The sequence below is a fragment of the Tsukamurella sp. 8F genome (assembly GCF_029167375.1).
Taxonomy (GTDB): domain Bacteria; phylum Actinomycetota; class Actinomycetes; order Mycobacteriales; family Mycobacteriaceae; genus Tsukamurella.
In genome coordinates, this window is record NZ_JARFTP010000007.1 from 92627 (window position 1) to 110696 (window position 18070).

Annotated in this window: 12 protein-coding genes; 5 read left to right on the forward strand and 7 right to left on the reverse strand. The window is 69.2% G+C overall.

Going from position 1 to position 18070, the window contains the following annotated elements; all coding sequences use genetic code 11:
- Positions 1 to 36: 36 nt before the first annotated feature.
- Positions 37 to 1299 (reverse strand): amino acid deaminase, encoded by a 1263-nt coding sequence (locus tag P0W64_RS07740; RefSeq protein WP_275479501.1) that lies wholly within the window; start codon positions 1297 to 1299, stop codon positions 37 to 39.
- 128 nt (positions 1300 to 1427) lie between these two features.
- Between P0W64_RS07740 and P0W64_RS07745 the strand changes: the two genes are divergently transcribed.
- From P0W64_RS07745 to nirD, 3 genes are all read left to right on the forward strand, one after another.
- On the forward strand, positions 1428 to 5501 hold the full coding sequence (locus P0W64_RS07745) for a bifunctional nitrate reductase/sulfite reductase flavoprotein subunit alpha (protein WP_275479502.1): 4074 nt from the start codon (positions 1428 to 1430) through the stop codon (positions 5499 to 5501).
- Between the two features lie 157 nt (positions 5502 to 5658).
- The gene (gene nirB / locus P0W64_RS07750; protein ID WP_275479503.1) at positions 5659 to 8184 is read left to right on the forward strand and encodes a nitrite reductase large subunit NirB; all 2526 of its coding nucleotides are present in this window, start codon (positions 5659 to 5661) and stop codon (positions 8182 to 8184) included.
- A gap of 18 nt (positions 8185 to 8202) precedes the next feature.
- Positions 8203 to 8607, forward strand: a complete 405-nt coding sequence (gene nirD, locus P0W64_RS07755; protein ID WP_275479504.1) for a nitrite reductase small subunit NirD — start codon at positions 8203 to 8205, stop codon at positions 8605 to 8607.
- A gap of 493 nt (positions 8608 to 9100) precedes the next feature.
- Here the strand turns inward: nirD and P0W64_RS07760 are convergent, their stop codons facing one another.
- Positions 9101 to 10561: an MDR family MFS transporter gene (locus tag P0W64_RS07760; RefSeq protein ID WP_275479505.1), complete on the reverse strand. Its 1461-nt coding sequence runs from the start codon at positions 10559 to 10561 to the stop codon at positions 9101 to 9103.
- 64 nt (positions 10562 to 10625) lie between these two features.
- On the opposite strand from P0W64_RS07760, the gene P0W64_RS07765 reads away from it, so the two are divergent.
- Positions 10626 to 11312, forward strand: coding sequence for a TetR/AcrR family transcriptional regulator (locus P0W64_RS07765; RefSeq protein ID WP_275479506.1), 687 nt, complete (start codon positions 10626 to 10628; stop codon positions 11310 to 11312).
- Here the strand turns inward: P0W64_RS07765 and P0W64_RS07770 are convergent.
- The 4 genes from P0W64_RS07770 to P0W64_RS07785 form a co-directional block, all read right to left on the reverse strand.
- The gene (locus tag P0W64_RS07770; RefSeq protein WP_275479507.1) at positions 11193 to 12242 is read right to left on the reverse strand and encodes a MerR family transcriptional regulator; all 1050 of its coding nucleotides are present in this window, start codon (positions 12240 to 12242) and stop codon (positions 11193 to 11195) included. The two genes, P0W64_RS07765 and P0W64_RS07770, sit on opposite strands and share 120 nt — an antisense overlap.
- A gap of 34 nt (positions 12243 to 12276) precedes the next feature.
- Positions 12277 to 12981: a sirohydrochlorin chelatase gene (locus P0W64_RS07775; RefSeq protein WP_275479508.1), complete on the reverse strand. Its 705-nt coding sequence runs from the start codon at positions 12979 to 12981 to the stop codon at positions 12277 to 12279.
- A complete protein-coding gene (locus P0W64_RS07780) occupies positions 12978 to 14117 on the reverse strand; it encodes a uroporphyrinogen-III synthase (protein WP_275479509.1) in 1140 nt (379 codons plus the stop codon). Before P0W64_RS07780 ends, P0W64_RS07775 begins: the two co-directional genes overlap by 4 nt.
- 82 nt (positions 14118 to 14199) lie before the next feature.
- The gene (locus P0W64_RS07785; protein ID WP_275479510.1) at positions 14200 to 15585 is read right to left on the reverse strand and encodes a nitrate/nitrite transporter; all 1386 of its coding nucleotides are present in this window, start codon (positions 15583 to 15585) and stop codon (positions 14200 to 14202) included.
- Positions 15586 to 15739: 154 nt separating this feature from the next.
- On the opposite strand from P0W64_RS07785, the gene P0W64_RS07790 reads away from it, so the two are divergent.
- Positions 15740 to 17023, forward strand: coding sequence for an SAM-dependent methyltransferase (locus P0W64_RS07790; RefSeq protein ID WP_275479511.1), 1284 nt, complete (start codon positions 15740 to 15742; stop codon positions 17021 to 17023).
- On the opposite strand, the gene P0W64_RS07795 is transcribed toward P0W64_RS07790, so the two are convergent.
- On the reverse strand, positions 17020 to 17856 hold the full coding sequence (locus tag P0W64_RS07795) for a MerR family transcriptional regulator (RefSeq protein WP_275479512.1): 837 nt from the start codon (positions 17854 to 17856) through the stop codon (positions 17020 to 17022). The two genes, P0W64_RS07790 and P0W64_RS07795, sit on opposite strands and share 4 nt — an antisense overlap.
- Positions 17857 to 18070 lie beyond the last annotated feature (214 nt).

The following is an 18070-nucleotide window of genomic DNA, read 5'->3' on the forward strand; positions in this document are numbered from 1 at the left end:
CGTCAGCGGGGGAATGACGCGAACCCGGCCGGCCCGTCAGAAGTACGTGGCGAGCAGGTCGACGATGACGGGATCCTCCTGCTCGGAATCGTCGACGACGGGTATCACCCGCCACTTGTCGATCGCGGTACACGGGTGTGAGAGTCCCAGCCGGACCACGTCGCCGACGGCGAGCGGATCCCCGGGGTCGAGCGCCAGGTATGCGTGTTGATCGTTGACGGCGGTCACTATGCCGCCGAGCGGGCGGCGCGGTGCACCCAAGTCCGAGGCTGCCGCCTGCGGAGTGGGCAACCCGTCGTCGAACGAGACGTCCCGCCGCCCGGCGTCGAGCAACGCCAAGCCCGCTTCGGGCCTGGAGATCACCCGCGCCCACACGTGCATGGCGGACCGCAGGCCAGGCCCGGCACCCCGACCCGACGGCGTGACCGTTCCGTAGAAGCCGTCGTCGTGGATGATGTACGCCCCGGATCGGACCACGACGACGGTCCGATCGTCCTGAACCGCGCCGAGGACTCGGGCGACCCGGTCGAAATACGCGCTGCCACCGGCACTCACGACGATCCTGCCGTCGGGCGGGTAGAGCTCCTCCAGCCGACGATGCAGGTCGACGATGCTGTGCAGATACCCGTCGACCCGCGCCAGGGACTCTGCCGAGTCGTCGTGCGCGAAGGCCCCCTCGTAGCCTGCGACGCCGCCCAGACGCAGGCGGTCCGATGCGGCGACCGCCCGAGCGACGGCAGCGGCGGCTTCGACATCACGCGCGCCGGTCCGCCCGCCCGCGCCGCCGAGTTCTACGAGGACTGTCGGCCCGCGGCCCGTCAAACCCGCGTCCAGTAGATCGACGGTGCGCACAGCGTCGGCCCACACCGTGACCTCGAGCCCGGGGTCGGCGTCGAGAGCCGCCCCCAGCCAAGCGATCCCGGCCGGATCCGCGATCGCGTTCGCAACGTGGACCGACGGCACTCCCGCCGCGACGGCGACACGCAGCTGTGGGTAGTTGGCGACGGTGATCGCCGTCGCACCCGCATCCAACTGCCGCTGCCACAGGGTCGGCGACATGGTGGTCTTCCCATGGGGAGCGAGCTCGACGCCGCGCGCGGCACACCACTCGGCGAATACGGCGGTGTTGGCGGCGAGTGCGGCCTCGTCGAGCACCATCAGCGGGGTGCCGAGCGAGGAGAGCCTCGGTGCCGACGCAAGGAAGTCCCCGGTCGTCATCCCGTCCGCCCACGGTGGAACCGCCTTGTCCGATGAGCGCAGCGGCGACGGTGGCCTTCCGGGGACGGGCGTGGCGGTCATCACTGCAATGTACCGACCTCACGACACCGGCCGGCGTGCTGCAAGGTCGAGTTGATACGCGCGTAACCGCCGCAGCTGCGCCGGGAAACACGCTCCGCGGACGCTGTCGGGTGACCAGGAGGTGAGGCGTGACGACGGTGTCGACCGTGTGCGGTTACTGCGGCGTGGGCTGCGGCATGAACCTGCAGGTCGAGGGCGGTACGGTCGTAAAGGCGACGGGCAGGGCCGACCACCCGGCCAACCGTGGACGCCTGTGCACCAAGGGGAACACGACGGGCGACATGCTGCGCGCCGGTGGCCGACAGACGACTGCGCTGGAGCGCCCTGAGCGCGGTGTGGATCCCGTGCCGACCGCCCTGGACTCCGCGGTATCGACGGTGGCCGACCGCCTGTCGGCGATCCGGGACGAGCACGGACCGGATGCGATCGCGCTCTACGTCTCGGGCCAGATGTCGATCGAGGCGCAGTACCTGGCGAACAAATTCGCCAAGGGCTACCTGCGCACGCAGTGGATCGAATCGAACTCGCGCTTGTGCATGGCGTCCGCCGGGACGGGATACAAGCAGTCCCTGGGCGCCGACGGCCCACCGGGGAGCTACGACGACCTCGACGCCGCCGACGTCTTCCTGGTGCTCGGCGCGAACATGGCCGACTGCCACCCGATCCTGTTCCTGCGCATGATGGACCGCGTCCGCGCCGGCGCGAAGTTGGTCGTGGTGGATCCGCGGCGTACGAACACCGCCACGAAGGCGGACGTGCACCTACCCGTCCGCCCCGGCACCGATCTCGCGCTGCTCAACGGCCTGCTACGCCTGATCCGAGACCTCGGCGGGATCGACCACGATTTCGTAGCCGCGCACACCGAGGGCTGGGAGGCACTCGACGCACTGCTCGACGACTACTCGCCGGAGCTCGTGGCTTCGGTGTGCGGGATCGAGGAAGCGGACCTGCGGCGTGTCGCGGAGATGGTCGCGGGCACGCGGAACCTGGTGAGCCTGTGGACGATGGGCCTCAATCAGTCGACCCACGGGACGTGGAACACGAACGCGCTGTGCAACCTTCACCTCGCGACCGGTGCCATCTGCCACACCGGTGCGGGGCCGTTCTCGCTGACGGGGCAGCCGAACGCCATGGGCGGGCGCGAAATGGGCTACATGGGCCCCGGCCTGCCGGGCCAGCGGGCCGCGCTCGACGCCGGCGACCGCGCGTTCGTCGAGGAGCGCTGGGCGCTGCCGGCCGGGACGATCCGGGCCGAAGGTGGGACGGGCACCGTCGACATGTACCGGAGGATGGCCACCGGCGAGATCAAGGCCGCATGGATCATCTGCACGAATCCCGTGGCCTCCGTGGCTAATAGGGCCTCGGTGATCGCCGGTCTCGAGGCCGCCGAGCTGGTGGTCGTCCAGGATGCGTTCGCCGACATCGAGACCGCTGCGTACGCCGACATCGTGCTGCCCGCGGCCCTGTGGGCCGAGTCCGATGGCGTCATGGTGAACAGCGAGCGGACCCTCACGCATTGCGCACCCGCGATGGCGCCGCCCGGAGATGCACTGGCGGACTGGGAGTTGATCTGCCGGGTCGCCACCGCGATGGGCTACCCAGGCTTCGACTTCGCCACGGCGGCCGAGGTATTCGATGAGCTGGCGGGCTTCCACAACCCACGCACCGGATGGGATCTGCGCGGCGTCGACCACGCGCGCCTGCGCCGCGGGCCCGTCCAATGGCCGGCGGCGCCGGGGGGCGCGGACCGCAATCCCATCCGCTACCTGAACGATGGTGTCTCCCAGTCGTTGTACACGGCCGCGGACGGCACGGTTCCCGAATTCGCCTTCCCGACGCCTTCCCGCAAGGCACGCTTCCTTCCACGCCCGCACCTGCCCGCCGCGGAACTGCCCGACGACGAGTATCCGCTCGTGTTCACCACCGGTCGCCTCGCGCACCAATGGCACACGATGACCAAGACCGGGAAGGTCGACAAGCTCAACAAGCTCAATCCGGAGCCGTTCCTGCAGTTGCATCCCGAGGACGCGGAGCGGCTGGCCATCGCCGACGGCGATTCGGTCGAGATCCGTTCGCGGCGTGGGCGTGCCGTACTCCCCGCTGCCGTCGATGATGCGGTGCGTCCCGGCGTGTGCTTCGCCCCTATGCACTGGAGCGACGCGTTCGGTGCGGACCTCGCGGTCAACGCGGTGACCAACGACGCGGTCGACGCCGACTCCCTGCAACCCGAGTTCAAGGTGTGCGCCGTCGCGCTCGAGCCCGTCCCCGCTACCCCATCGAGGGAGGACACCGTGACATCCGGCCAGACCTCGCCCGTCGACGCGCTTGCGACGGCACTGGGCACACTGCCCGACCCCATACTCGGCCCTGCGGAACAGCTGTTCCTCTCCGGGATGCTCACGGGACTTCGCGCGCATCCACCCGCCGGAGAGGTACCTGTGCTGCCCGCGGGAGCACCGCTGGGCACCGACACGCGCGCCTGGGTCGACGGCCTGATCGCCGGAATCTTCTCGCGGGGTGAGGCTCTCGCGCCGGCCACCGCTGAGCCCGACCTACCGAGCGGCCCCCGGGTCACCGTCGTGTGGGCGTCACAGACGGGTACGGCCGAGGAGTCCGCTCAGGCGTGCGCGGAGCGTCTCGCCGCCGGAGGCGTCACTGCGCACCTGCGCGGCGCAGACGAGGTGGCGGTCGCCGACCTGGTCGGTACCGTTCTATTCGTCGTCGCGACCACCGGCGACGGGGACGCACCCGACAACGGCATCGCGCTCTGGGACGCCCTCGCCGCCGCGGAGCCGGGCGACGTGGACTCCCTGGAGTTCTCGGTACTGGGTTTCGGCGACTCCTCCTATGCGGACTTCTGTGGCTTCGCGCGGAAGTTGGACGCACGTCTCGAGCACCTCGGTGCGCGCCGGATCACGGATCGCGCTTCGTGCGAACCGGACTACGAGGAGACCGCGGCAGCGTGGGTCGGCCGCGTCACCGCCGCGCTGTCGGACGGGTCGGAACCACCGGCCGGCGGGTCGGAATCGACGGACACCCTCGTTGCCGACGCCGGGTCCGATCCGGCGGAGCCGGCACGGTACTCGCGAAAGAACCCGCTGCGTACCACGATCGCGCGCAACCGCCGACTCTGCGGCGAAGCCTCGGACAAGGACGTGCGGGACATCGGGGTGCACCTGCCTCAAGGCACTCTCGAGTACGGCCCGGGGGACGCCCTCGGTGTATGGCCGCGCAACCGCCCCGACGTGGTCGATGAGTTCCTCACGCGCACGGGACTCGACGGTGCGGTCGCGGTCACCATCGGGAACGAGGAGACGACGCTGGCCGAGGCGGTCGCGGCGCGGCTGGACGTCACGCGCATCACGCCGGACCTGATCCGTTTCGTGCACGAACGCAACCCCGGCGAGGATCTCGCGGCCGCCATCGCCGACCCAGCGCACTTCGCGGAATGGACGTGGGGCCGCCAAGCGTTGGATCTGCTCGCGTCGCACCCCGTGGAGGCCGGGCTGGACGAGTGGATGGCCGTCCTACGGCCGCTCGCGCCGCGTCTGTACTCGATATCGTCCAGCCCACTGGAGGACCCCACACGAGTGCACGTGACGGCATCGGTGGTGCAGTACGAATCGTCCTCGGCCGCCACGGACGGTGCGGTGCGACACGGCGTCTGTTCGGGGCACCTGGCGGGGCTCGAGCCCGGCGCCGAGATCGATGTGTTCGTGCAGCGCACCAAGCACTTCCGCCCCCCGGAGCGGTCTGAAGTGCCCGCTGTCATGATCGGACCGGGCACGGGTATCGCCCCGTTCCGAGGATTCCTGCACGACCGTGCCGCGCGCGGACACTCCGGAGCCAACTGGCTGTTCTTCGGGGAACGGCATGAGTCCTCCGAGTTCTACTACCGCGAAGAGCTCGACGCGTTCCGGGACTCGGGACTCCTCACCCGGCTCGACACGGCGTTCTCACGGGACGGTGGCCCCAAGGTCTACGTCCAGGACCGCATGCGTGAGAACGCCGCCGAGCTGTGGAAGTGGATCTCCTCGGGAGCGCACCTGTACGTATGCGGCGACGCCTCCAGAATGGCACGGGATGTCGACGATGTGCTGCGCGGCATCGTCGCCGAGCACGGCGGTCGCAGCCCGAAGAGCGCCGCGTCGTACCTGCAGGCGCTCTCCGCCGAGAAGCGCTATGTCCGGGACGTGTACTGAGAGCGATGGAGCCGCCGTGGCCGCGCCGGCGGTTCGCCTGACATCCCGTCCCGCAGTGATGTGAGGAACGCGTGACCGGGCGGCAACGCGGCGCAGCGCCTGCGCAATATCGCCCCCATACCGTGGCTCAGGTCAACAGACGAGAGGAGTCCCCAAGGTGAGCACACGGACGGTCGCGGTCATCGGGCACGGCATGGTGGGTCACCGGTTCGTCGAGGCGCTGCGGGCCCGGGACACGGACGGTGCCTGGCGCGTGGTGGTGCTGGGCGAGGAGCCGGACGCGGCGTACGACCGTGTCGGGCTCTCCTCGTACGTCGGCGAGTGGGACCGGTCGCGGCTAGCGCTGTCGGGCAACGACTACGCGGGTGACGAGCTGGTCGAGGTCCGGCTCGGGTCCGCGGTGACGGGAATCGACCGGGACGCCCGTCAGGTGCACACCGACGCGGGCACCGTCGACTACGACGCCCTGGTGCTCGCGACCGGCTCGTACGCCTTCGTTCCACCGGTGCCCGGTAGGGATTCCGAGGGCTGCCACGTATACCGCACGCTCGACGATCTGGACGCTATCCGGGCAGACGCCGAGGCCGCGCTCGCCCGTGATCCGGAGGCCGTCGGCATCGTGGTCGGCGGCGGCCTGCTCGGACTGGAGGCCGCGAAAGCGCTGCAGACACTGGGGCTGCGCCCGCACGTCGTCGAGGTCAACCCGCGGCTCATGCCGCAGCAGGTGGACACCGGCGGCGGCGAGCATCTCGCCCGGATGATCACTGCGATGGGGATCGACGTCTCACTGTCTTCCGGCACCACCGAGATCGCCCGCGCCGGCGACAGCCTCGCCGTCACGCTCGCGGACGGCACCGTCGTCGATACCGCCCTACTGGTGTTCGCGGCCGGCGTCCGCCCTCGCGACGAGCTCGCTCGTGAGGCCGGCCTGGACCTAGCCGAACGCGGAGGCGTTCTCACCGACCTCTCCTGTGCCACCAGTGATCCCGACGTCTACGCAATAGGCGAGGTCGCGGCGATCGAGGGCCGGTGCTACGGCCTCGTCGGGCCCGGGTACAGCACAGCGGAGGTCGTGGCCGACCGTCTCCTCGGCGGTGACGCCGAGTTCCCGGGCGCCGACATGTCCACCAAGCTGAAGCTGCTCGGCGTCGACGTCGCGAGCTTCGGCGACGCCATGGGCACCACGCCGGGCGCCCTCGACGTCGTCGTCTCAGACCCGATCGGCGGCACCTACGCCAAACTCGTACTGTCCGACGACGCCCAGACGCTCCTCGGCGGCATCCTCGTCGGCGACGCGTCCCAGTACGGCGTGCTGCGGCCGCTGGTCGGTTCCTCGCTGCCGGGTGACCCGGTGTCGCTCATCGCACCCGCCGGCACCGGCGATGCCCCCGCGATCGGAGTGGGCGCGCTACCCGACGCGGCCCAGATCTGTTCGTGCAACGACGTCACCAAGGCCACGCTGTGCTCGGCGATCGCAGGCGGCGCCTGCACCGTCGCGGACCTCAAGGGCTGCACCGGTGCCGGAACGTCGTGTGGATCGTGCGTGCCGCTGCTCTCGCAGCTTCTCACCGCCGAGGGCGTCGAGGTCTCGAAGTCGCTCTGCGAACACTTCTCCCAGTCCCGCGCCGAGCTCTTCGAGCTGGTGCAGGCGAGCGGGATCCGCACGTTCTCGGGGCTCATCGAGCGGTACGGCACCGGCACCGGCTGCGACCTGTGCAAGCCGACCGTCGCCTCGATCCTCGCGTCGACGAGCTCCGACCACATCCTCGACGGCGAGCAGGCGTCGCTGCAGGACAGCAATGATCACTTCCTCGCGAACATCCAGCGCAACGGCACGTACTCGGTAGTGCCGCGCATGCCCGGCGGCGACGTCACCCCGGAGCAGCTGATCCTGATCGGCGAGATCGCCCGCGACTTCGGGCTGTACACCAAGATCACCGGCGGACAGCGGATCGACATGTTCGGCGCCACCGTCGACCAGTTACCGCAGATTTGGCGGCGGCTCGTGGACGGCGGTATGGAATCCGGTCAGGCATACGGGAAGTCGCTGCGCACCGTCAAGAGCTGCGTGGGCACCGACTGGTGCCGGTACGGGCAGCAGGACTCGGTACAGATGGCCATCGACCTCGAGCTCAGGTACCGCGGCCTACGGTCCCCGCACAAGCTCAAGATGGGCGTATCCGGCTGTGCACGCGAGTGCGCCGAGGCCCGAGGCAAGGACGTCGGGGTGATCGCCACCGAGTCCGGCTGGAATCTGTACGTGGCCGGCAACGGCGGGATGACACCCAAGCACGCGCAACTGCTCGCATCCGATCTGGACGGCGAGACACTGGTCAAGTACATCGACCGGTTCCTCATGTACTACATCCGCACCGCCGACAGGCTTCAGCGCACCGCGCCGTGGCTCGAGGCCCTCGACGGCGGGCTGGACCGCCTCCGGGCGGTCGTCGTCGACGACTCCCTCGGGCTGGCAGAGGAATTCGAGTCCACGATGGCGCGACACGTGGGCGGCTACTCGTGTGAGTGGAAGGGGGTGCTCGACGATCCCGACAAACTCGCACGCTTCGTCTCCTTCGTCAACGCGCCCGGTGCCCCCGACCCCACCGTCGAGTTCGGCGAAAAGAACGGGCGCAAGATCCCCGTGCTGATTGGCACACCGTCGTTTCCCTCCCCCGCACGCTGACATCCGATCGGAGCAACCATGACCACCTCGTTCGACCTGCGGCGCTGGCGTGGCGACTGGACAGCGGCCTGCCCCCTGTCCCGCCTCGAGCCGCTGCGCGGGGTCGCCGTGCTCCTGCCCGATGGACAACAGGTCGCCGTGTTCCGCTTGGCGGACAACCGAGTCCGGGCTGTCGGCAACATCGACCCGATCGGCCGAGCAGCTGTGATGTCGCGGGGCATCGTCGGTGACCGGAACGGCTTCCCCGTCGTTCAATCCCCCTTGAAGAAGCAGGCTTTCAGCCTCCTCGACGGCCGGTGCCTCGACGCCGACGGCGTGTACCTGCCCGTGTACGACACACGGATCACGCTGGACCAGACGGTCTTCGTGGCCAACTCCCCCGACATCCGGTTCGGCTACCGACGACCGTCGATGTCGGCCTGAGCACTCCTGCCGCACCACGGATTCGACGAACGTCGGGTTGATCGGTTCGCGCGAGAATCATCGCCGGTAGAACAGCGGGCCCAGGAGCGCGGCCGCGAGCATCGCCGGATCAACTGCGCCGGGCAGCTCGCCGCGCCCCTGCACCCGCGCCGCGATGAGGACGGGCGGCGTGGCCGCGCCGGATCTCGCCGTGCTCGGCCGCGAAGGCGCTGTCCCGCTACGCCGCGTCGATAATCGCCGGCAGGACGGATGCCCCGTTCGTCTCAGTCCCGACCGTGAGCTCAGTGGTCACTCTCAGGTCGAGGTCACGGCCGATATCTACACCTCGGTGTACGAGCACGCACAGGTGGCAGCAGTCGAGGGTGTAACTGCATTGCTCGAGGCGAGCGCACACAGTGCTCGGCAGACGCGACGACGAGCCTCCGACGCCTTCTTGCACGTCAGCGCCCTTCTGATGGAGCCGCCTGGGGAATCGAACCCCCAACCCTTTTCACTACGAGGTAGGCGACTGTTCGGAGATAGCGGTCGACGAGGACTCACCGTCGTCCGCAGACACCGGTCTCCCGGGCAACAAGAACGAGAGACCGACTCCCAGGACCGCGAATACCACACACCACCAGAAAGATTCGCGGAAGGCGGCGGCGACCATGGTCGACGATCGCGCGTGCGTCAGCGCACCTTCCAACACCACGGCGAGCACGGCTGTTCCGAACGCACCCCCGACCTGGGTCGCAATACGGCTGATCACACTGGCGTCGGGAATGTCGTTGCGTGCCAACCCGCGGAACGCCAGCGCCATCAGCGGCACCGTCACCGCGCCGAGGCCTAGTCCGCGCAACAACAGAGCGACCGTCAGCCACACTTCGCCGGTGTGCTGATCCGCCAACGCGAACGGCAGGGTGCCGATCGCGACCACGGCGAAGCCGGCCAAGGCGAGTGGCCGCGAGCCGATAGTGTCGGACAGACGCCCGGCGATACTGCGGCTCAGCAGGGTGCCGATCCCCTGCGGGATCAGCATGGCCCCGGCACCCAGGACCGTCATGCCTCGTAGCTGCTGAAAGTACAGGGGCAGCAAGAGCATCGCACCGTACAGCGCGATACCCGACAGGAACAGTAAGGCCGAGGACGACGCGAGAGGACGATGCCGGAGTAGCGCAACGTCGACCAGTGCACGCGCCCGGCGGCGGAGCGCCCAGCCGACGAAGCCTCCGAGGAGCAGCACACCGACGACGACGGGCCAGAGGACGTCCGTGCGCCCGAACGCTCCGGGCCTCCCCGCGTTGGAGAGCCCCCACAGGATCCCGACCAGGCCGGGCGACAGTAGGAACACACCGACCACGTCGAGCGGCACGCGCCTCACCGGGCCGTCGGCGGGCAACAGCGCCGCGGCAAGGCCGAGTCCCACCACACAGAACGGCACATTGACCCAGAACAGCCACGACCAGTGCAGGTGCGCCAGTATCGCGCCACCGATGACCGGGCCGAGGATGGGGCCGAGCACCGCCGGCAGGCTCACCGCGGACATGACGCGTCCCAGACCGGCGCCGCCCGCCGCCTGCATCACGATCGTCGCCATGAGCGGCAGCATGATGCCACCGCCGATCCCCTGGACGATCCGGAACACGATCAGAGCCGAGGCGCTCCAAGCGAGGCTGGACAGGATCGAGCCCATCAAGAAGATCCCCAACGCCAGCAGCCATAGCCGCTTAGCTCCCAGCACGCGCTGGGCCCAGCCCGCGATCGGCACCGTAACGCCCAGTGCGAGCAGGTATCCCGTGCTGACCCACTGGATCGTCGCCACCGAGGTATGCAGTTGATCGGCCAGTGTGTGCAGCGCGACGGCAACGATAGTCGTGTCGAAGACCACCGCGAGGGCGCCGACCAACACCACCCAGACCGTGCGCCACACGGCGGGGTCGGCGCTCTGATCAGGATTTGAAGACTGCTGCGACATGTCCACCTCATTAGATACACTATGACTCTTAATCGCAGTGTAGGTCCACGAGTTAGGAAACACAATGTCTCTTAGAGGCGAGCCGACGCGCCGGCGAGGCGCCGAGCTCGAGCTTGCATTGCTGGACGCCGCCTTCGAGGAGCTCCGCGAAAAGGGCTACGACGCGTTCACGATCGATGCGGTCGCGCAACGTGCACACACGAGCCGCGCCGTGCTGTACCGGCGGTGGTCCTCGAAACCCGACCTGGTGACCGCGGCGATCGCACACGGGCGCGACCGGAGCCCCGTCGCCGCGCCGGACACGGGGACCCTGCGCGGCGACCTGCTCGCCCTCTTCGAGGAGACCAACCGCACCCGCGCCCAACTCGGGATCATGATGGGTTCGCGGCTAGGCGCGTACTACGCCGAGACCGGCACCAGCTTCGCCGATCTGCGCGAGACCGTCCTCAAGGGAGGCGGGTTCGCCGTAGACGAGATCCTGACGCGCGCGGTCGAGCGCGGCGAGATCGACCCGACCAGGCTGACCCCGCGAGTGCGCTCGGTCCCGTTCGACCTGTACCGGCACGAACTGCTGATGACGCTGCGGCCGGTATCACCGGACGTCGCCGCGTCGATCGTGGACGAGGTGTTCCTACCCCTCGTCCTCGTCACCGCGCCCGCCCACAGTCGGCGGGGCAACGGGCATGACCAGGGTGGTGAGGGCGCCGTCGTCGGCGGATCGGACGGTGACGGGCGCGCGCCCGACACGTAGGTCGAGCATCGCGTCGGGCCCCACCGCGGTCGCAAGCGCGGGATACAGGACGGTCGCGTCGAAGGACGCCGACCAGGCCGGTCCCTCGACCCTGGCCACGACGGTGCGGCCGTCGAGCGTGACCACCCCTTCCTCGGCTTTCAGTCGGATATGCTGCGCCGCAGTCGATTCGATTGCGTCCAGTAGCTCGGACGCAGGCGCGACCGCGCGCGTACCGACCGCGGGGAGCCGATCCAGCATGTACCGGTAGTCGGGGTACTCACCGGCTAGAAGTGGCACCGTCGTATCACCGAACCGGACGATGCCACCCGCCGCCGTCACGGCGAGATCGTGCCCGCGCCGGACGGACCGAAGCGCCAGGCGCAGAGCGTCTCCGTCGAGCACGCCGGACCACTCACGCTCCACCGGCACCGCTAGCGTGCGCGTTGTGAGCCGGTAGCGGTCCGTCGCCGTCAGGGTGACGCCGTCCGGGGTGACCTCCAGCAGGATCCCGCGCAGGATCGGGATGTCCGGATCGTCACCCGCCGCTGTCGACACCGCATCGACGGCGGCGGCGAAGACCGGTCCGCGTACCGTTGCGAGCGGCAGGGACGGCCCCGCCCCGAGCTCCGCCCGCACCCGTGCCGCCAACTCCTCAGCCTCGCGCGAATCTCGCTGCCGCGCAGCGACATGCGCGTCCAGGATCGCGACGGCCTCGTCAGGTCCGGCCTCGAGGACGCGCCGCACCTCGCCAAGCGGCAGGCCGACCGCCCGCAAGCGCTTGATCCGCACGGCTGTGTCGATCTGGTCCAGGTCGTAGTAGCGGTACCCGCTGTCGGGATCCACCTCGGCGGGCGGGAGTAGCCCAGAATCCCCGTGGAAGCGCAGGGCGCTTGCGGTCAGGCCGGTGGCGCGGGCGAAGGAGCTGATTGTCAGTCGTTGATCGGTCACGGGATTCATCGTGGGGCTTCGAGCGACCTGAAGGTCAAGCAGCGGCGGGCGCAAGAAGCAGGGCGTGGCGCCGACGGCGGCACGCGAGTCTCACCACGGCGGGATGCAGCCCGAGCGGACCACTCACCACGTCGGCGCCCGACTCCTCGAGCCGCCCCTGGAACAGGCCTTCCGCCAACAGGTACGACGCGACTGCGACGCGGCGGGCTCCCGCACACCGCGCCCGGGCGACCGTGTCCGACACGGAGGGGTAGCCGGAACCGTCCCGGCACGGCGCGGCGAAGGCGATCGAGACCCGGTGCCCGACCAGTGCCGACAGCATCGCGGCGGCCGCACGCACTTCCCCCTGGGCGTGCGTGTCGCTGGTACCGGCCGCGGCGAGGATCACGTGATCTCCTGGACACCAGCCTGATTCGAGCAGTCGGTCCAGCATCGCGCGAGCCAGCTCCGGAGACGGGCCGAGTGCGTCCGTCACGGTCACCTCCCGATGGCCCGACGCAGCGACGTGGGCGGGCACGTCCACGCGCACGTGGTACCCCGACGAGAGGAAGGCCGGGACGAGTACCGTAGCCGACGAGGCGAGCGACCTCAAGACCTCGTCGGGCGACGGGCCGAGGACGTCCACGAACGCGACCCGCACGGCCTCGTCGAGCGAATCCGACATTGCTGCGGCGAGGTCGCCTATCATCTTGACGCCGTGTGGGTTCCGTGTCCCATGGGCGACGAGCAGCGTGGTCATGACGATCCTTCGGGCATGGTCTCCACAGCGAGGCGGTAACCGCGCTTGACTACTGTGGCGACGAGTTCCTTCGCTCCGAGCGCTGCGCGGAGCCGGGCGACGGCGGCCTCGACGACATGCGGGTCGTCGCCGCCGAGCGCCTCGAGCAGCACGTCGCGGGATACGACAGCGCCGGGCTCCCGCGCGAGGATCTTGAGCAATGTGAGGGAGTTCGGCGAGAGTTCACGGACCTCGCCATCGACGACCGCGCACGTCGCACGGATCCCGAGTTTGTGGCCGGCCACAGCGAGATCCGGCCTACGCCTGGGTAGTTCGTCTGCGACACTGCGGGCCAGCGCGCCGAGCCGCATCCGGTCCGGCTGCACCGACGCGATTCCAGCGGCGTCGAGCGGGCGAGCGGTCACGGGCCCCACACAGAACGCGGTCGCGCTGGTCGACAACACGCGCACGATGGACTCGGTGAGGCGTAACTCGGCTGCGCGCAACAGGAACGAGGCCGCCGCGGGGGCGGACGTGAAGGTCACTGCGTCGACACCGTCGAGTGCGACCCGCTCGACCAGGGCATCGAGAGCCGTCGGATCGAGAGGAGGCTCCCACCTGTAGACGGGCACGGGGACCACGTCGGCGCCCCGCTCGGCAAGCGTGGCGACGAAGCCCGGCACCGGGTCCCAGTCGTCGACGGCGCCGTGTAGCTGGACGGCGACACGCTTCCCGTCGAGATCGTCTGTCGTGAGGTGCTCGAGCACCTCCTCGGAGGACTCGGACTGCGGCGACCACTCCTCGCGCAGGCCCGCGGCGCGCAGCGCACCCGTAGCCTTGGGACCGCGCGAGATGACCCGGGCACTTCCGAGCGCAGCGAGCAGCGACTCGGCGACGCCCCAGCCCTCGGCAGCCTCGACCCAACCGCGGAAACCGATCCCGGTAGTGGCGATCAGCAGATCCGGCGGGGTGGCCAGGACCTCGTCGGTAGCGGTGCGCAGCCGCGCGTCGTCCGCCAGCGGAACCATGTGTATCGCGGCGGCCGTGACGATCCCGGCGCCGCGCCGCCGCAGGATCGTCGCGAACTCGTCGGCGCGCCGGGCCGCAGTGATCGCCACGGTGAACCCCGTGAGCGAGGACGCGTCGGGGCTGGTCATACCGTCGCTTTCCGTCGGGGAGGTCGGTCGCAGCAACAGCCCGGCCGGGCCGCCGCCGCACCGTCCCATGGTAGTCGACGCCTCACCCACGGGCCGCTGCCGGAACGGCGCTCTCGGCAGCAGCGGTCTGCGGGAGACGGACGTAGACCCGCCAGGTGACCAGTGCCGCGATCACATAGAAGGCACCGAACGCCCAGAACGCCACCGTGGCCGTGCCGTTCGCGAGGTACGACGCACGCAGCACTAGGTTGATCGCGACGCCTCCGAGGCCACCCACCGCGCCTGCGATGCCGATCACGGCCCCGGACATGGCGCGGGAGTAATCGGCGCGGGTCTTCTCATCGACGTCGAGGGACCGCGACGCGGCCTCGAAGATCGAGGGGATCATCTTGTACACCGAGCCGTTGCCGATGCCACTGAGCAGGAACAGGAGAACGAAACCCAACACGTAGAGCGCCATGGCGGCGGCCGTGGTGTTCCGGCCGGCGATGGTCGCTGTGACCGCGAGGATCCCTGCGCCGCCGATCATGCCCGCGAACGCCCACAGGGTCACGCGGCCGCCCCCGATCCGGTCCGCGAACTTCCCTCCGTAGACACGTGCGACAGAACCGAGCAACGGGCCGATGAACGCGATCTGCGCGGCGTGCAGCGAGGCCTGCGCCGCCGTCTGCCCCCCATCGGTGAACGAGATCTGGAGCACCTGGCCGAACGCGAACGAGAATCCGATGAACGAGCCGAACGTCCCGATGTACAGCAGGCTGACCAGCCACGTGTGCCGGTGACGCAGGGCGGCCTTCATCGACGCAGTGTCCACCGAGACGATGTCCAGGTTGTTCATGTAACGGCGGGCGCCGATAGCGGCCACAGTGAGTGCGACCACGTAGAACACGCATACCCAGTAGGGCTCGCGGTTACCGGCGACCGCGATCACGAGCAGACCGACGAGCTGCACGGCAGGTACACCGATGTTGCCACCGCCTGCGTTCAGCCCGAGCGCCCAGCCCTTGAGCCGCTGCGGGAAGAAGGCGTTGATGTTGGTCATCGAGGACGCGAAGTTGCCACCGCCCAGCCCCGTGAGCGCGGCACACAGCAGGTACACCCACAGTGGCTGGCCGGGATTCGCAAGGATCACGATGGTGGCGACTACCGGGACGATCAGCACGCACGCCGAGAACACGGTCCAGTTGCGTCCACCGAAACGGGCCGTAGCCATGGTGTACGGCAGCCGGAGCACCGAGCCCACCAGCGTCGCAGTCGCCGCTATGAGGAACTTGTCCCCCGCGTTCAGGTGATAGACCGACTCGGGCATGAACAGCACCATGACGGACCACAGGGACCACACCGAGAACCCCACATGCTCCGCGGCCACAGACCACGCGAGGTTCCGCTTCGCGATCCCCTCGCCGCCGGCGTCCCACGCCGCCCGGTCCTCCGGGTCCCATCCTGTGATCGTGTGTGATCGCGCCACCGCGGTCTCCTTCTGCTCGGCTGTACTGCGATGAAGGTAGGGACGGGATGTTGCCCGCCGGATGCAGCGGGTGTCGCGGCGGTGAAATCGCTCTCACGCCCCATACCGGGCGGCCGTGAGCGCGCGACCATCGAACCGTGGCAGACTGGCGCGCATGCGGCAGGGACGTCCTAGCGCCACCGCCCTGGGAGCGGCACGGTACCGTGCCGAGCACCAGGAGCTCGACGGTGCTTCACTCTTCCGAGATCCGTTGGCGCGGGCAATCGTCGGCGACGATGGAGGCTCCTCCGTCGGTTCGCATCACCTGCCCGTCGCGCGGCGGGAGGCGATGCGCGGATTCATCGCAGGCCGGGCGCGTTTCGCCGAGGACGCGCTCGCCGAGGCCGTACGGGCGGGGCTCGATCAGGTCGTCGTCCTCGGCGCCGGCTTGGACACGTTCGCATACCGCAATCCGTACCCGGGCGTGCGGGTCTTCGAAGTGGATCACTACGACACCCAGATGTGGAAGCGGGAACGCCTCGCACAGGCGGGGATCGCTGTGCCCGACGGAGCCGTGTTCGTCCCGGTCGACTTCGAGCGCGACGAGCTGACCGACGAGCTCGCGGCCGCTGGATTCGACCCGTCCCGTCCCGCCTTCGTGATGTGGATGGGCGTCACCGTCTACCTGACCCGCGACGCGATAACCGCGACGCTGCGGGCGCTCGGCGGTCTCGCCGCCGGAACGGAGTTGGTGTTCGACTACGGCGTCCCCGCGCCGGAACCTGCCGACGAGCGCGAACGCGCGCTGCGTGCCGAGCGGGCTCGAAGGCTCGCCGCCATCGGCGAGAGGTGGATCAGTTTCCTCACTCCGGAAGAGGTCGGACGCCTGCTCGGCACCGCGGGTTTCGACGTCGTCGAGGACGTACCCACGACCGAGATCGCTCGCCGGTACCTCGGTCTGGACGTGCGCCCCGGTCCCGTGCCGCGGCTGGTGCACGCCCGCGCGACGGGTTCGGGTCCCGTCGATCTCCCTGCGGCGGACGTGTCCCCCGCCACCCACGCCGTATCAACGGCGCCTCGTGAGTCCGACGCGGATCCAGTGGGGCGGCAACGCGTCATCCCGATACTGCGCGTCTTCGATCATGCTCTCGCCCGCGAATTCTATTGCGGTTTCCTCGGATTCGATTGGGGATTCGAGCACCGCTTCGATGCGGATCTGCCGGTGTACGCCGAGGTGACGCGCGACGGCGCCGTGCTACACCTGTCAGAACACCACGGCGACGCGACGCCCGGGAGTGGCGTGATGATCGTCGTCGACGACCTCGTGTCCTATCACCGCTCCCTGCTCGACCAGCGGCACCGCAACGCACGCCCGGGCATTCAGGAGAACCCTTGGGGTGCAACGATGACGGTGCTCGATCCGTTCGGCAACCGCCTGGTCTTCTGGCAGCGGACCTAGCCCACGGGGACGTGGACGCTGGTCTCGAGAAGTTCCTCCGGGGTGTCCATCGGGGTGCTGATATACACGTTGAAGTGGTGCGTCGCGATATCGTCGGCGGACCGCGTGGGGGTCAGGCCATACTCCGCGAGGTATGCCGAGATCGCCTCGTGTGCGCGGGGAATCGCATCCTGATAGGGACCGGTCACGGTTGCGACGACCGCGGTACGCGCCGGAAGATCGACGGTGCAGAGCGGCGCGTCCACCGCCGTGCCGGGCGGGACGACGAGGAACACGGACTCGTCGACATCGGACTCGCGGAACTCCCCGTCGTGCTCGATCGTGCCGCCCCCGCCGGACGGCGCGATCCCCTGCGCCTGTAACGCGGGTAGGAGACGCTCCCAAAGCGCGCCCTCCGCGGCGTAGTCGGGAATCGTGTCACGCAGATAGGCGACGGTCTGCGCCGGCAGATCGACGACGGCAACGGTGGTATCGGACATGGAGGTCTCCTTCGCTTCGAGCATGCGGTCCAGCGCGGCCAGCCGCCGGTGAGCGGCCTCCGCCTGCTCCTCGAGCACCGTCCGCTGCGCACGGAGGGCGTGGAGGTAGTCGGGCGTTCCGCGGAGTGCGAGCACTGCGCCGATGGCGGACACACCGAAACCCACATCGCGCAGCCGTCGGATGATTCCAGCGGCCGCGACCTGATCGGCGGAGTACCAGCGGTACCCGGTATCGCCGTCCACCCGCGCAGGACTCAGCACTGCGTGCGTGTCGTAGTAGCGCAGCATGCGCACGCTGATCCGGGTGAGGGAGGAGAACTCGCCGATCGTGAGGAGTCGCGGACTATCGGTCACGAAATCGAGTGTGCGTCCTGACACGGTGTCAGGGTCAAGCATCGTCGGGCGCCGAAGATGCGGTTGTCGAAGGGCACGTAACGGTCTCGGCGACCGGTGGCGATGTCACCCGAGAAGGTTCGTCAACTGGAGGAGGAAACGAACGTGCGCAACATCATGATTCGGAGCGTCGCCGGCGTCGCCGTAGTCGCCGGTACAGCTGGGGTGCTGTCCG